Source organism: Massilia phyllostachyos, from assembly GCF_021044825.1.
Lineage (GTDB): Bacteria > Pseudomonadota > Gammaproteobacteria > Burkholderiales > Burkholderiaceae_D > Telluria > Telluria phyllostachyos.
On the sequence record NZ_JAJNOC010000001.1, the window covers coordinates 427,738 to 442,368 of the forward strand.

The 14,631-nt window shown below is 67.6% G+C and carries 15 protein-coding genes; 7 read left to right on the forward strand and 8 right to left on the reverse strand.

Annotated features, from left to right (window positions below):
• The first annotated feature begins 16 nt into the window (after positions 1-16).
• From LQ564_RS01790 to LQ564_RS01800, 3 genes are all read left to right on the forward strand, one after another.
• Entirely contained in the window at positions 17-1,396 is a 1,380-nt protein-coding gene (locus tag LQ564_RS01790) for a KamA family radical SAM protein (protein WP_231056374.1), read from the forward strand.
• Between the two features lie 25 nt (positions 1,397-1,421).
• Positions 1,422-2,696 (forward strand): MFS transporter, encoded by a 1,275-nt coding sequence (locus tag LQ564_RS01795; RefSeq protein ID WP_231056375.1) that lies wholly within the window; start codon positions 1,422-1,424, stop codon positions 2,694-2,696.
• A gap of 100 nt (positions 2,697-2,796) precedes the next feature.
• The gene (locus tag LQ564_RS01800; protein WP_231056376.1) at positions 2,797-4,116 is read left to right on the forward strand and encodes a PQQ-dependent sugar dehydrogenase; all 1,320 of its coding nucleotides are present in this window, start codon (positions 2,797-2,799) and stop codon (positions 4,114-4,116) included.
• 134 nt (positions 4,117-4,250) lie between these two features.
• On the opposite strand, the gene LQ564_RS01805 is transcribed toward LQ564_RS01800, so the two are convergent.
• From LQ564_RS01805 to LQ564_RS01820, 4 genes are read right to left on the reverse strand one after another with little or no spacing between them, the layout of a single operon-like run.
• Complete coding sequence (locus LQ564_RS01805; protein ID WP_231056377.1) at positions 4,251-4,580, reverse strand: hypothetical protein; 330 nt, start codon at positions 4,578-4,580, stop codon at positions 4,251-4,253.
• 2 nt (positions 4,581-4,582) lie between these two features.
• Positions 4,583-7,084 carry a cytochrome c oxidase subunit I gene (gene ctaD / locus LQ564_RS01810; protein WP_231056378.1) on the reverse strand — a complete coding sequence of 834 codons (2,502 nt, stop codon included), beginning with the start codon at positions 7,082-7,084 and terminating at the stop codon, positions 4,583-4,585.
• Positions 7,081-8,025, reverse strand: coding sequence for a cytochrome c oxidase subunit II (gene coxB / locus LQ564_RS01815; protein WP_231056379.1), 945 nt, complete (start codon positions 8,023-8,025; stop codon positions 7,081-7,083). The genes ctaD and coxB overlap by 4 nt, the downstream gene beginning before the upstream one ends.
• Positions 8,022-8,408, reverse strand: coding sequence for a c-type cytochrome (locus LQ564_RS01820; protein ID WP_231056380.1), 387 nt, complete (start codon positions 8,406-8,408; stop codon positions 8,022-8,024). The genes coxB and LQ564_RS01820 overlap by 4 nt, the downstream gene beginning before the upstream one ends.
• 90 nt (positions 8,409-8,498) lie before the next feature.
• Here LQ564_RS01820 and LQ564_RS01825 point away from each other — a divergent pair, with 90 nt between their 5' ends.
• Genes LQ564_RS01825 through LQ564_RS01835 form a run of 3 tightly spaced genes read left to right on the forward strand, consistent with a single transcriptional unit; the run spans position 8,499 to position 10,289 of the window.
• Positions 8,499-9,041, forward strand: coding sequence for a c-type cytochrome (locus LQ564_RS01825; RefSeq protein ID WP_231056381.1), 543 nt, complete (start codon positions 8,499-8,501; stop codon positions 9,039-9,041).
• Complete coding sequence (locus LQ564_RS01830; protein WP_231056382.1) at positions 9,038-9,391, forward strand: c-type cytochrome; 354 nt, start codon at positions 9,038-9,040, stop codon at positions 9,389-9,391. Before LQ564_RS01825 ends, LQ564_RS01830 begins: the two co-directional genes overlap by 4 nt.
• Positions 9,392-9,440: 49 nt before the next feature.
• Positions 9,441-10,289, forward strand: a complete 849-nt coding sequence (locus LQ564_RS01835; RefSeq protein ID WP_231056383.1) for a fumarylacetoacetate hydrolase family protein — start codon at positions 9,441-9,443, stop codon at positions 10,287-10,289.
• A gap of 170 nt (positions 10,290-10,459) precedes the next feature.
• On the opposite strand, the gene LQ564_RS01840 is transcribed toward LQ564_RS01835, so the two are convergent.
• Positions 10,460-11,014 (reverse strand): carboxymuconolactone decarboxylase family protein, encoded by a 555-nt coding sequence (locus LQ564_RS01840; protein WP_231056384.1) that lies wholly within the window; start codon positions 11,012-11,014, stop codon positions 10,460-10,462.
• 117 nt (positions 11,015-11,131) lie between these two features.
• Here LQ564_RS01840 and LQ564_RS01845 point away from each other — a divergent pair, with 117 nt between their 5' ends.
• A complete protein-coding gene (locus LQ564_RS01845; RefSeq protein ID WP_231056385.1) occupies positions 11,132-12,457 on the forward strand; it encodes an aspartate aminotransferase family protein in 1,326 nt (441 codons plus the stop codon).
• Between the two features lie 202 nt (positions 12,458-12,659).
• On the opposite strand, the gene LQ564_RS01850 is transcribed toward LQ564_RS01845, so the two are convergent.
• From LQ564_RS01850 to yjgA, 3 genes are read right to left on the reverse strand one after another with little or no spacing between them, the layout of a single operon-like run.
• Positions 12,660-13,328: an alpha/beta hydrolase gene (locus LQ564_RS01850; protein WP_231056386.1), complete on the reverse strand. Its 669-nt coding sequence runs from the start codon at positions 13,326-13,328 to the stop codon at positions 12,660-12,662.
• Entirely contained in the window at positions 13,325-13,948 is a 624-nt protein-coding gene (gene mog, locus LQ564_RS01855) for a molybdopterin adenylyltransferase (RefSeq protein WP_231056387.1), read from the reverse strand. The genes LQ564_RS01850 and mog overlap by 4 nt, the downstream gene beginning before the upstream one ends.
• A complete protein-coding gene (gene yjgA / locus LQ564_RS01860; RefSeq protein WP_231056388.1) occupies positions 13,938-14,540 on the reverse strand; it encodes a ribosome biogenesis factor YjgA in 603 nt (200 codons plus the stop codon). Before yjgA ends, mog begins: the two co-directional genes overlap by 11 nt.
• Between the last annotated feature and the right edge of the window lie 91 nt (positions 14,541-14,631).

A 14,631-nucleotide genomic window follows, 5' to 3' on the forward strand; every position in this document is an offset into this window, starting at 1 on the left:
CCCATGGAGAATTCCCGTGATCACGACCGAAGCGACGCCTTCCAAGTTCAAGCCGTATACCCGCCAGACGATCCAGCAGGCGCGCCAGTGGCAATGGCTGACGCCGGAGCTGCAGGAAGCGGTGCAGGTGGTCTCGCATGTGCTGCCGTTCCGCGTCAACGCCTATGTGCTGGATGAGCTGATCGACTGGGACAAGGCGCCGGACGATCCGATCTACCGCCTGACCTTCCCGCACCGCGACATGCTCCCGAGCCAGGAATACGAGCAGCTGCGCGATCTGGTCCTGGTCAAGAAGGACGAGGCGGCGACCGCGAAGCTGGTGCACGCGATCCGCATGCGCATGAACCCGCACCCGGCCGGCCAGATGACCCACAACGTCCCGCGCGTGAACGACGCGCCGCTAAAAGGCCTGCAGCACAAGTACAAGGAAACCGTGCTGTTCTTCCCGAGCTCGGGCCAGACCTGCCACGCCTACTGCACCTTCTGCTTCCGCTGGCCGCAGTTCGTCGGCATGGACGACATGAAGTTCGACGCGCGCGAGTGCAGCGAGCTGGTGTCCTACCTGGAGAACCATCCGGACGTGACCGACGTCCTGATCACCGGCGGCGACCCGATGATCATGAATACCCGTTCCCTGGCCGAATTCCTCGAGCCGCTGCTCGAGCCGAACCTGGCCCACATCCAGAACATCCGCATCGGCACCAAGTCGGTCGCGTATTGGCCGCAGCGCTTCGTGTCGGACAAGGATAGCGACGACCTGCTGCGCCTGTTCGAGAAGGTGGTCAGGTCGGGGAAGAACCTGGCCATCATGGGCCACTACAACCACGCGGTGGAGCTGCGCCACCCCATCGCCCAGCAGGCGGTGAAACGCATCGTCGGCACCGGCGCCACCTTGCGCATGCAGGGCCCGCTGATCCGCCACATCAACGAAGACCCGAAGAGCTGGGCCGAGCTGTGGACCACCGGCGTGCGCCTGGGCGCCATTCCCTATTACATGTTCGTCGAGCGCGACACCGGCCCGCGCGACTATTTCGCCCTGCCGCTGGCGCGCGCCCACCAGATCTTCCAGGAAGCGTATTCGATGGTGTCGGGCCTGTCGCGCACCGTGCGCGGCCCCTCGATGAGCGCCTTCCCGGGCAAGGTGGTGATCGACGGCGTGGTGACCATCAACGGCGAGAAGCTGTTCGCGCTGCAGTTCCTGCAGGCCCGCAATCCCGAGTGGGTGCGCCGTCCCTTCTTCGCGAAATACGATCCGGACGCCACCTGGCTGGATCACCTGAAGCCGGCCTTCGGGCGCGACAAATTCTTCTTCGAGATGGAAAGCGGCGGCCCCCTGCGCGGACCCGGCGGGCGCGTGATCCCGCTGGTGCCGGCCACCCAGCGCGACGCCGCCTGACGCCGGGCCGCAGCGCGAGCCGGCCATGCAGGACACCGCCACCGCGCCACGCCTGTCCGGCGTGGCGGTTTTCTTCTACGTCTTCCTGCCCTTCGCCCTGGGCCACTACCTGTCCTCCCTGCTGCGCAACGTGAACGCGGTGCTGGCCTCGCACCTGGTGGGGGCGCTCGCGCTCACGCCGGGCGAACTGGGCTTGCTCACCAGCGCCTTCTTCTTCGCCTTCGCGCTGGTGCAGCTGCCGGTCGGGATCGCGCTCGACCGCTTCGGGCCGCGCCGGGTGCAGCTGGTGATGATGCTGGTCGGGTCGCTCGGCGCGCTGCTGTTCGCCCACGGTTCGACCTTCGGCCAGCTGCTGACGGCGCGCGCCGTGATGGGCTTCGGCCTGGGCGGCTGCTTCATGGCGGCGGTGAAGGCGGTCTCCAGCTGGATCGCCCCGAGCCGGCTGCCCTCGGTGCACGGCTACCTGATCGCGGTCGGCGGCCTCGGCGCCGCGACCGCCACCATGCCGGTGCGCCTGGCGCTCGACTACCTGGAGTGGCGCGGGCTGTTCGTGGTGCTGGCGGCCCTGGTGGCCTGCACCGGCCTGCTGGTGGCGCTGCTGTACCCGCGCACCGAGGGGCCGGCGCCGCACCGCGGCCCGCTCGGCCAGGCCCTGCGCCAGGTGTTCCGCGCGCCGGTGTTCCGGGCCACGGCCTCGCTGGTCCTGGTCCCGCATGCGGTGTTCTTCGGCATCCAGGGCCTGTGGATCGGACGCTTCCTGTCGGACGTGGCGCGCTTCCCGGACGAGGCGGTGGCCTACCTGCTGTACATGGGCATGGCCTCGGTGATCTTCGGCGCCATCGCGGTCGGCATGATCACCGAATGGGCGGGCCGGCGCGGCGTGGCGCCGCTGGACGTGGCGGCGGCCGGCATCGCCGTGTTCCTGCTGGTGCAGGCCGGCTTCATCGCCGGCTACAAGCCGAGCTTCCAGCTGCTGTCGGTGCTGTTCACGCTGGTGGGGACGATCACCGGCATCGAGTACGCGATCATCGCCCAGGCCATGCCGCGCGAACTCACCGGACGCGCCGCGACCTGCCTGAACCTCCTGATCTTCATCGGCGCCTTCGTGGTGCAGGCGGGCTTCGGCCTGCTGGTCGGCCTGTGGACGCCGGACGCCGCCGGCCACGCGCCCGCCATCGCCTACCAGCTCGCCTTCCTGGTGCTGGTGCTGGTGCAGCTGCCCGGCCTGGCGCGCTTCGTCCTGCGCCGCCGGCGCGAGGCGGCCGCACAAGCGATGGCGGCGGTGCCGGCGGTGTCCTGAGGCCGGCTTGCCTCGGCGGTAACGGGCGGCGTAGTATTGCCACTTCGCGCAGTATGTGGCGATACGGACGCCGTCCGTGCCGAACGAGAGAACAATAGCCATGCCTGACCACACCCCGCGGCGCCTGCCGGCGTATGTCCTGTTGCTGCTGCTCGCCGCCTGCGGCGACAAGTCCACCCTGCCGGTCGGCGCCGACGTCGGCCTGACGCCGACCATCAAGGCGCCGGTGAAACGCCTCATTCCGACCGTCGACATCGCCCCCGCCAGGGGCTGGCCGGCAGGCGGCAAGCCGACCGCCGCGCCCGGACTGGCGGTGAACGCCTTCGCATCCGGCCTGGACCACCCGCGCTGGCTGTACGTGCTGCCCAACGGCGACGTGCTGGTGGCCGAGACCAACGCCCCCGAGCGGCCCGAGGACAAGAAGGGTATCAAGGGCTATGTGATGGGCAAGGTGATGGCGAAGGCCGGCGCCGCGGTGCCGAGCGCCAACCGCATCACCCTGCTGCGCGACCGCGACGGCGACGGTGTGGCCGAGGTGAAGCAGGTGTTCCTGCAGGGGCTGAACTCGCCCTTCGGCATGGCCCTGGTGGGCGACACGCTGTACGTGGCGAACACCGACGGCATCGTGCGCTTCCCCTACCGCGCGGGCGAGCTCGAGATCACCGCGCCGCCGCAGCCGGTGGCGGCGCTGCCGGGCGGCCCGCTGAACCATCACTGGACCAAGAACATCATCGCCAGCCCGGACGGCCGCAAGCTCTACGCCACCTCGGGCTCGAACAGCAACGTGGCCGAGAACGGCATCGAGCAGGAAGTCGACCGCGCCGCCATCCTCGAAGTCGACATCGCCACCGGCGCCACCCGCGTGTACGCTTCCGGCCTGCGCAATCCGAACGGGCTGGCCTGGCATCCGCAGACCGGGGCCCTGTGGACCGTGGTGAACGAGCGCGACGAACTGGGCAGCGACCTGGTGCCCGACTACCTGACCTCGGTGAAGGAGGGCGCCTTCTACGGCTGGCCTTACAGCTACTACGGCCAGCACGTCGACGAGCGCGTCAAGCCGCCGCGTCCTGACCTGGTGGCCAAGGCCGTCGCGCCCGACTACGCCCTCGGCGCCCACGTGGCGGCGCTCGGACTGGCCTTCTATACCGGCAAGCTGCTTCCCGAGCAGTACGCGGGCGGGGCCTTCATCGGGCAGCACGGGTCGTGGAACCGCACGCCGCTGTCGGGGTATAACGTGGTGGCCGTGCCGTTCAGGGATGGGAGGCCGAGCGGGAAACCGGTGGAGGTGCTCAGCGGCTTCGTGGACAAGAACGGCGATGCGCTGGGAAGGCCTGTCGGCGTGGCGGTCGACAAGCCGGGCGCGGTGCTGGTGGCGGACGACGTCGGCAACGTCATCTGGCGCATTACGCCCAGCCGATAAACGTGGAGGGTGTGAAAAAACGGCTATGGCAAGGCGCCGGGTCGAAGACAGTAGACTCGTACGGCGAGACGAGGCAACGCAGCCATAGACGAATTTTTCACACACTCGTAGCGTGGGTGGCGGGGCCGCCCACGTTATGCACAGCCCTGGACCAGCAGCAGCGGCAGGCCGGTCCAGACGATACCGACGAAGGCCAGCACGGCGCCGAGCGACGCCGACCAGTCCACCAGCGCGGCATCCTTCGCATTGCGCAGGATGCCGCGCTCGCGCCACAGCAGCCAGGCGCACAGCGCCAACGCCAGCACCGTCGCAATCCCCATCGGCAGCAGGTCCGGCCCGCCGGCGCGCATGAGCGCCGGCGTGCACTGCGCCGCCGCCAGCAGGTAGCAGAAGGTGAAGTGCCCCGCCCACACCAGCAGGGGCAGGGTGCCGCGCAACAGCTGTCGCCAGAATCGGTCTTGCATGTTCACTCCATCAGCAGCGGCAAGCCCTGCACCAGCAGCATGCCGGCGATGCCCTGCAGGGTGACGTAGTGCCAGATCAGGGCGACGTTGTCGAGCGTCGCCCGGCTGTGTTCACCCAGGTGGCCGCGCCAGTGGCGCAGCGCCAGGTAGGGGCCGGCGATCGCCAGCAGCACCACGTGCAGGCCCTGGTAGCCGAGCAGCCCGCCGATGCCGGCGGCCCAGGCGCTGACGGTCGGGTCCAGCCCGGCGAACTGGTGGCCGCGCAGGTCGAGCAGGAAGGAGGCCGCGGTGCAGCCCAGCGCCAGCAGCACCAGCCAGGGCAGGCGCGCCTTGCCGAGCGAGCGCATGGCGAGCAGGATCAGCGCCGAGGAAGCGAGCAGCAGGCCGCCGGATGCCAGCGTCCAGGGCAGGGTGGGCAGCGCCGCGCCGGGCGGCGGGCAGACCATCAGGCGCATCGAGGCGTGCACGTAGGCATAGCCGAAGGAAGTGAAGATGCAGGCGTCGACGATCAGCGTGATGAAGATGCCCCACCAGGATTGCGAGGCGGTCCCCTTGGCGCCCACCTTCAGCACCAGGTCGTCGGCCACGCGCGCCTCCCTGATCGGCGGCTTGCGGTCCGACTCCCACAGCCAGGCCACGGTGCCGGCCACCGCCATGATCCCGAAGATCCAGGCCAGCAGCACCGCCTTCACCGTCAGCAGCAGGAAGAAGCCGGCGGTGCCGAGCGCCGCGATCACGGGCAGCCAGCTGTCGGTCGGCAGCACCATCAGGTAGCGCGGTTCGGCCGACACGGGGCTGGTGGCGATGGTTTCGCGCAGGCCGGTGGCGGTGCCGGGCAGGTAGTGCTGGCCGCGGTCGACTTCCTCGGACAGCGTCGGCTGCTCCCACAGCGGATTGATCGTGGTGATGCGCGGGATGCTGCGGTTGCCGTAGGACTCGGAGGTGAGCCATTCGAGGGTCGGCGCATTCCACGGGTTGCCGACTTCCTTCTCGGGCCGGCGCAGGGTGCGCACCGCGTCGACGATGAACAGCAGCACGCCGAAGGCGAAGATGAAGGCGCCGACGGTGGAGAGCAGGTTCAGGAAGTCCCAGCCGAGCTGCGCATCGTAGGTATAGACCCGGCGCGGCATGCCCTGCAGGCCGGTGATGTGCATCGGGAAGAAGGCGAGGTTGAAGCCGCCGAACATCATCCAGAACACCCAGCGCGCCAGCCGCTCCGACATGCGCTGGCCCTTGACCAGCGGCAGCCAGTAGTACATCGCCGCGAACACCGGGAACACCATGCCGCCGATCAAGACGTAGTGCAGGTGGGCGACGATGAAATAGGTGTCGTGCACCTGCCAGTCGAAGGGCACCACCGCGACCATCACGCCGGTCAGCCCGCCCAGCACGAAGATGAACATGAAGCCCATCAGGAACAGGGCCGGGGAATTCATCTGCACGCGGCCGTTCCACAGGGTGGCGATCCAGGCGAACACCTGGATCCCGGTCGGGATCGCGACCGCCATGCTGGCCGCCGAGATGAAGCTCATCTCGAGCACGCCCAGGCCGGATGTGAACATGTGGTGGGCCCACAGCCCGAAGCTGAAGAAGCCCACGCCGACCAGGGCCACGATGATGGCGCGCCGCCCCACCAGCGGGGTGGCGGCGATGGTCGGGACCATGGTCGAGACCATGCCGGCCGCCGGCAGGAAGATGATGTAGACCTCGGGGTGGCCGAAGAACCAGAACAGGTGCTGCCACAGGATCGGGTCGCCGCCGCGGTCGGCGATGAAGAAAGGCCAGTCGAAGGCGCGTTCCAGTTCCAGCAGGGCGGTGCCGGCGATCACGGCGGGGAAGGCGAACACGATCATCACGGCCACCACCAGCATGGCCCAGGCATACACCGGCATGCGGCGCAAGGTCATGCCGGGGGCGCGCGTGAACAGGATGCCGACGATGAGTTCGACCGCGCCCGCGATCGCCGAGATCTCGATGAAGCCGATCCCCAGCAGCCAGAAGTCGGCGTTCAGGCCGGGCGAATACTGCTCCCCGGTATAGGGCGGATACATGAACCAGCCGCCGTTCGGCGCCAGGCCCACGAAGATCGTGCAGAAGAAGGCCAGGCCGCCGAAGGCATAGGCATAGAAGGCATAGGCCGACAGGCGCGGGAAGGGCAGGTCGCGCGCCCCCAGCATGTTCGGCAGCAGGTAGACCGCGATCGCCTCGACGATCGGAATCGCGAACAGGAACATCATCACCGTGCCGTGCATGGTGAAGACCTGGTTGTAGGTCTCGGGCGAGAGCAGGGCGTTGTCGGGCACCGCCAGCTGCACCCGCATGACGAGGGCCAGGATGCCGGCCAGGATGAAGAACAGCAGGGCGGTGCCGATGTAGAGCAGGCCGATGCTGGTGTTGTTCACCGAGCTGAAAAAGCGCCAGCCGGTCGGCGTGCGCCACACCTCCTTGAGCCGGTCGAATTCGCCGTCCGGCCGCGGCAGGGAATTGGGGAGCTGCTGGGTCATTTCAGGGACTCGAGATAGGCGGCCAGCGCGGCCAGGGATGCGGGATCGAGCTCGCGCGAGCCGGGCATGAAGACGCCGGGCTTGGACGTGTGCGGGTCGGCGATCCAGCCCGCCAGGCTGTCGCGCCGGGTGGGCAGGGCGCCGGCGCCGATGTGCATGCGGCTGCCCACGTGGGTGAGATCGGGCCCCAGGCGCGACTCTTCGGCCACGCCGCGGACCGTGTGGCAGGCCTGGCAGCGCTGCGCCAGGAACAGCTCGCGGCCCTTGGCCAGCTGCGGGCTGTCGGCGGGAGCGGCCGGCTGTGCCTGGCGCGCCAGCCAGGCGTCGAAGTCCTGCTGGGTCGAGGCGACCACGTGCAGCGCCATCTTCGCATGCTGTTCGCCGCAGTATTCCGCGCACTGGCCGCGGTAGACGCCGGGCTTCTCGGCGCGCAGGCTCAGGCCCGTCACGCGCCCCGGCACCATGTCGCGCTTGCCCGCGAGCGCCGGCACCCACAGGCTGTGGATCACGTCGGCCGAATTCAGGCCCAGGTAGACCGCGCGCCCCACGGGAATATGGATCTCGTTGGCGGTGACGATCTCGCGTCCGCTCACCGGGTCGTGGTAGCGCACTTCCCACCACCACATCTTGGCCGTGACCGAAATCGTGAGTGCATCCTGCGAGGATTGCGGCGCCAGCTGGGCGCTGCGCCAGGTGCTCCAGCCCAGCAGGGCGGAGAGCACCACGACCGGGAAGGCGACGCCGCCGCCGCCGATCCACAGCATGGCGCGCGCGGGACGCTCGTGGCGGCGCAGGCTGAGGAAGAGCAGCGCCATCACGGCGATGAAGATCAGCGTGCCGGCGCCGAACAGCACCCAGGTGAAGTGGCTGATGATGAGGGCGTCCCAGCCGGCGGGGTGCAGGACGGACTGCGCGTTATCGAGCGGGAGCACGGCGTTCATCGCAGCGTGTACAGGTAAGCCGCCATGTGGCGCGCCTCCTGCTCCGTGAGGCCCATCGGCGGCATCTCGGTGCCGGGCTTGAGCGCATGCGGCACGCGCAGCCAGCGCACCATGTTGTCGGGACTGTTGGGAATGCCGCCGGCGATGTAGCTCAGGCGGCCGATGTAGTCGAGCGAAGGGCCGGAGTCGCCCGCGGCGCCCTGCACGCCCGGGATCGCGTGGCAGGCCCCGCACTGGTACTGGGTCACCAGGCGCAGGCCCTGATCGATGTCGCCGCCGGGCACGTTCGAGGCGCGCTCTTCCTTGCAGCCCGCCAGCGCCGCCACGCAGGCCAGCGCCAGGGCGGCGCGGTGCAGGACGGGAGGAGTGGGAAGGGTGCGCACGCTTGGAACTCGCTATTGTGAAGGGGCTTTTATAATACACAAACCATGATGCAATTTTTCTAACGAATCCAATCGGACGCACCCCGCCCCATGCTCACCAACCGCCAACGGCTGATCGTCAAGACCGCTGCCTTCACGCTGCTGGCGGCGGGCGCCATCGCCGGCGCGGCCGGCCTGGCGCTGCTCTACGGCGGCTGGTACAACATCGGCGCCACGGCCCAGCACTACGCCTTCATCTATACCGTGCTGGAAGAGGGCATGAAGCAGTCGGTGCGCAACCATGCCGAGGACGTGAAGACGCCGCGCCTGGGCGGCGCGCAGCAGCTGCAGCTCGGCGCCCGGGTCTACCGCGACAAATGCCTGCAGTGCCATGGCGGGCCGGGCGTGGCCCAGTCGACCATCGGCATGAGCATGCAGCCCATTCCCGGCCCGCTGGTCGACGCGACCCAGCGCTGGGATCCGAACGAGCTGTACTGGGTGACCAAGCACGGCATCAAGATGAGCGGCATGCCGGCCTGGGAATACCACCTGAGCGAGGACGAGCTGTGGGCGGTGGTGGCGTTCGTGACGGTATTGCCGTCGATGGATACCCAGGCGTTCAAGGCAGCGACGGCGCCGGAGGCGGCGCGATGAGACTACTGCTTGCGCTATTTGCCTCCATGACGCTGAGCGCGTGCTCGGTCGAGCGCCCGCCCGGCGGCGTGGTGGGCGACCCGGTGCGCGGCAAGATCGCCCTGACCCAGTACGCCTGCCAGTCCTGCCACCTGATTCCCGGCGTGCCCGGATCGAAGGTCTACGTCGGCCGGCCGCTGTCGGAGATGGGGCAGCGCAAGGTGCTGGCCGGATCGGTGCCGAACGACCAGGCCGGCCTGGTGCGCTGGATCCGCGATCCGCAAGCGATCGACCCGCATACGGCGATGCCGAACATGGGCGTCAGCGAGCGCGATGCGCTCGACATGAGCGCCTACCTCCTGAGTCACTAGCGGCGTTCCTTGGTATCATCCCCGGTTTCATTCATTCAGGAAGACGAGCATGAGATTGGTGCGCTATGGCCGCCCGGGCAAGGAAAAACCGGGACTGTTCGACGAAGAGGGCCGCCTGCGCGACCTGTCCGGCATCATCGGCGACATCGACGCGTCCGCCTTGTCCGACAAGGCCCTGCGCAAGCTGGCCAAGGTCGACTGGAAAACCCTGCCGCTGGTACGCGGCAACCCGCGCCTGGGCGTGCCGGTGGCGAAGGTCGGCAAGTTCATCGGCGTCGGCATGAACTACGCCGACCACGTCGCGGAGACGGGCGCCACGATGCCGACCGAGCCGGTGTTCTTCACCAAGGCGATCAGTTCGCTGAACGGCCCGGACGACCCGATCCAGCTGCCGAAAGGCTCGAAGAAGACCGACTGGGAAGTCGAACTGGGCGTGGTGATCGGGACCCGCGCGCAGTACGTCGGCGAAGAGGAAGCGCTGAAGTACGTGGCCGGCTACTGCGTCGTCAACGACGTGTCCGAGCGCGCCTTCCAGTTCGAGATGGGCTCGCAGTGGGACAAGGGCAAGGGTTGCGACACCTTCGGGCCGGTGGGACCGTTCCTGGTCACGCGCGACGAGATCTACGACGTGCAGGACCTGGACCTCTACCTGGAACTGAACGGCAAGCGCATGCAGACCGGGAATACGGCGAGCATGATCTTCAGCGTGGCGCACATCGTCAGCTACGTGTCGCGCTTCATGACCTTGGAGCCGGGCGACATCATCACCACCGGCACGCCGCCGGGGGTGGGGATGGGGCGCTCGCCGCAGCGGTTCTTGAAGAAGGGCGACAAGCTGCGGCTTGGGATTGCGGGGCTGGGGGAGCAGCAGGCTGAGGTTGTGGCGTTTTCAAAATAAGCGTTTGCGGTCTGCGGGCAAAATTGGATCCCGGCCTTCGCCGGGATGACGTTGTTTTATGTTGCGGTTGAGCTGACTGTAGCATCTCATTCATCGCTAGCCTGAAGACCGTCGTCGTTCCGGCGAAGGCCGGAACCCAAGTTCGCACCGCAGCCAATAGCGCACAAACGCTAGTCCGGCAACCTCTCCCCACCCTCGAACGGCACCCCCGTCCTGGCCGTATTCATCACCATCGCCAGGAACGTGTAATACCCATTCAACCCCATCAAGTCCACCACCCCCTGCTCGCCGAACAGCGCGAGCGCATCCGCATACACCCGGTCCGACACCGACCTGGCTTCATGCAGCTCGATGCAGAAGTCATGCACCACCGCCTCGTCCACCAGCATGTCCGCGGGCCGGCGCCGCTCGGCGATCGCGTGGATGACCGAGGCCGGAATTCCCACCTGCGCCGCGATCGGCGCGTGGATCGCCCACTCGACCTGTTGATTCCACTGGCGCGCCGTCACCAGGATGGCCAGTTCCGACAGCCGAACCCCGATGGCGCTGCGGTAGCGCAGGTATTCGCCCATGCGCTGGGCGTACTCCATCAGTTCCGGGCTGCGCAGCAGCGGGACGAAGGGGCCGTAGACGGCGCCGCGCGGGCCGTCGATGATGGCCTGGGCGGCGGCGCGCTGTTCCGGCGTCATGTCCTCTGGCGCGATCGGTCCGAGTCGGTCGGTCATGGCGAAGGGTGACTGTTGTAATCGGTAAATAATTGCACAGCGTCCCAACAAAATCAAAAGAACCCTCGCGCCACACGCTTATCGTCAATCCTTCACCAGAAGGGAAGGGAGCAAGCCATGAGCCACATCCTCCATCGCAATCTGCGCCAGGTACCGCCCACCGCGGTGGCAGGCGACGGCATCCGCATCCGCGACAAGGCCGGCCGCGTCTATATCGACGCCAGCGGCGGCGCGGCCGTGTCCTCGCTGGGCCACGGCCATCCGGACGTGATCGCCGCCATGCACCGCCAGATCGACAAGCTCGCCTACGCCCACACCGGCTTCTTCACCACCGACGCCGCCGAGGAGCTGGCCGACGTCCTGATTGCCGGCGCGCCGCAGGACATCGGCGCGGTCTACCTGGTCTCGGGCGGCTCGGAAGCGATGGAGACCGCGCTCAAGCTGGCGCGCCAGTACTGGGTCGAAGCCGGCGAGCCGCAGCGCAAGCTGTTCATGGCGCGGCGCCAAAGCTACCACGGCAATACCCTGGGGGCGCTGGCGGTGGGCGGCAACGAGTGGCGGCGCAGGGATTTCGCGCCGCTGCTGATGGACACGGTGCGCGTCTCCGCCTGCTACGAATACCGCGGCCGCGCCGCCCATCAGAGCACCGCCGACTACACCGCCGGCCTGCTCGACGAACTGGAAACCCGCATCCTGGAGGCCGGGCCGGAGAACATCATCGCGTTTGTTGCCGAACCGGTGGTGGGCGCCACCGGCGGCGCGATTCCGCCGACGCCCGGCTACTTCCAGGGCGTGCGCGAGATCTGCGACCGCTACCGCATCCTGTTCATCGCCGACGAGGTGATGTGCGGGATGGGCCGCACCGGCAGCATGTATGCGATCGAGCAGGACGGCGTGGCGCCCGACATCATCGTCGCGGCGAAGGGGCTGGCGGCCGGCTACCAGCCGATCGGCGCGGTGCTGGCGCACCGGACCATCGCCGACTGCCTGCGCAAGGGCAGCGGCGTGTTCCAGCACGGGCACACCTACATCGGCCACCCGGTGGCGGCCGCCGCGGCGCTCGAAGTGCAGAAGGTGATCGCGCGCGACGACCTCCTGGCGCGGGTACGCAGCCGCGGCGCCACCCTGCGGCGCATGCTGGGCGACGTCTTCGGGGTGAACGAGCACGTGGGCGACATCCGCGGGCGCGGGCTATTCCTGGCGCTGGAATTCGTTCAGGACCGCGCGAGCAAGGCGCCGTTCGCGCCGGAGCGCAAGCTGCATGCGGCGATCAAGGCCAAGGCGATGGAGAACGGGCTGATGGTGTATCCGATGGGCGGGACCATCGATGGGCAGCATGGGGACCATGTGCTGCTGGCGCCGCCGTTCATTGCGACGGCGGCGGATTTGTCGGAGATCGTGTCGCGGTTGTCGGATGCGGTGGATGCGGCGTTGAGGCAGTGACGTTTAGACCGCTATCGCCAAGATCCTCGTACGCCCCACTGGGGCCTACGACTTCCGGCGAAGGCCGGTACCTAAGTTTGTCGCGTTAAGTCAGCGTATGCTTGATGCGTTAGCGGTGCGCATACAAAATCGGATCCCGGCCTTCGCCGGGATGACGTTCATAAGCTAACGGGAAAAGAATACTTCGCAGGTGTGCCGGCGGTTAGGCGAGCACCTTCCTCATCCACGTCGAAACATCCTGCACCTCCTCCAGGCACAGCGAGTGCTGCATCGTGTACTGGTGCCACTCCACGTCATAGCCCAGGTCCTCGAGCACCTGCGCCGACTGCTGCGCACGCACGAAGGGCACCACGTTGTCGTGCAGCCCGTGGGCCATGAAGATCGGCGTGGCCAGGCTGGCCTCGTGCCGTTCGGCGGCGGCCACGTTCGCCAGCGGCAGGTAGCCCGACAGGCACAGCATGCCCGCCAGCTTTTCCGGATGGCGCATGCCGGTCTGCAGCGTCATCGCGCAGCCTTGCGAGAAGCCGGCCAGGATGATGCGCGAGGCGGGGATGCCGCGCGACTTTTCGCGGGCGATCAGGGCCTCGACGTCGCGCTGCGAGGCGCGCAGGCCGCCTTCGTCTTCGCGGCGGCTCAGGTCCGCGTTGCTGATGTCGTACCAGGCGCGCATCACGTAGCCGCCGTTGATCGTCACCGGCATGGTCTTCGCGTGCGGGAAGACGAAGCGGATGCCGGGCAGGCTTGATAAATCCAGCTCGTTCACCAGCGGCACGAAGTCGTTGCCGTCGGCGCCCAGGCCGTGCAGCCAGATGACCGCGATTTCCGGATTCGGCGCGGTCTCGATCTCGATGTTTTCCAGCAGTTGGGTCATTCGGTTTTCCTTGATGCCGCGGGAGGACGCAGCGCCGACTTCGGGCGGAAGGTCTTGCTCACCAGCGGGTTGGTTTCCATGTACGGGCCGCCAATCAGGTCGATGCAGTAGGGGACCGCGGCGAAGATGCCGCCGACGACCACGTTGCCGGCGTCGTCCTTCAGGCCTTCCAGCGTTTCCTTGATCGACTTCGGCTGGCCCGGCAGGTTCATGATCAGGGCAGCATGATCCTGCGTTTCCCTGATCACGGCGGTCTGGCGCGACAGGATCGCGGTCGGCACAAAGCGCAGGCTGATCTGGCGCATCTGCTCGCCGAAGCCCGGCATCTCGCGGGTACCCACGGCCAGCGTCGCTTCCGGCGTGACGTCGCGCCGCGCCGGGCCGGTGCCGCCGGTAGTCAAGACCAGGTGGCAGCGGGCGGTGTCGACCAGGTCGGCCAGGGTGCGCTCGATCTCCGCGCGTTCGTCGGGGATCAAGCGGGTTTCAAGTCGAAATGGCGTGGTGATCGCCTGCGCCAGCCAGTCGGACAAGGCGGGAATGCCCTTGTCCTCGTAGACGCCGCCGCTGGCGCGGTCGGAAACCGACACCAGGCCGATCACCAGCTCTCGATCACTCGTCATCGGATTCCTCGTCGCCGGATTCGTCGTCGTCATCCGCGGCTGCCTGCTTCGGTTTCCTGCCCAGGTCCTTCAGGATCTGGAAGATCTCGCGGTAGGCCTTCGGCGGCTTGTTCTCCGCCTGCTCCTTGCGCGCGTTGCGGATCAAGGTGCGCAGCTGCTGCACGTCGAGTTCCGGGTGCTCTTCCAGCAGCTGGGTCAGGGCCTTGTCGTCGGCCAGCAGCTTTTCGCGGCGGCGCTCGAGGGCGTGCAGGGCGGCGGTTTCGGCTTTCGAGGCGCCTTTCCAGCCCTCGATGGTGCGCTGGATGACGGCGACTTCTTCCTCGTCCAGGGTGCGCATCTTCTTGCCCACGAACTGCAGCGCGCGGCGGCGGCCTTCGTGGTTGCTGATGGTCTGGCAGGTCAGGATGGCTTCCTTGACGTCTTCCGGCATCTCGACGCGCTTGACGCGGTCGCGCGGCGCGTCCACCAGCTGTTCGCCGAGCTTCTGCAGCTCGTTCGACTGGCGCTTGGCCTCCGACTTGGACGGGCGTTCGTATTCTTGCTCGAATTCGTTGGACTGGAAGCCGACGGAGCCGCGGTTTGGATTAGGCATGATATGAATTGATCCGATTGGCGCTTGGCCGATCAGTGAAAACTGTAAACGGCTGCTATGATAACTGTTTTAGGTCTTGACACGAAAAACA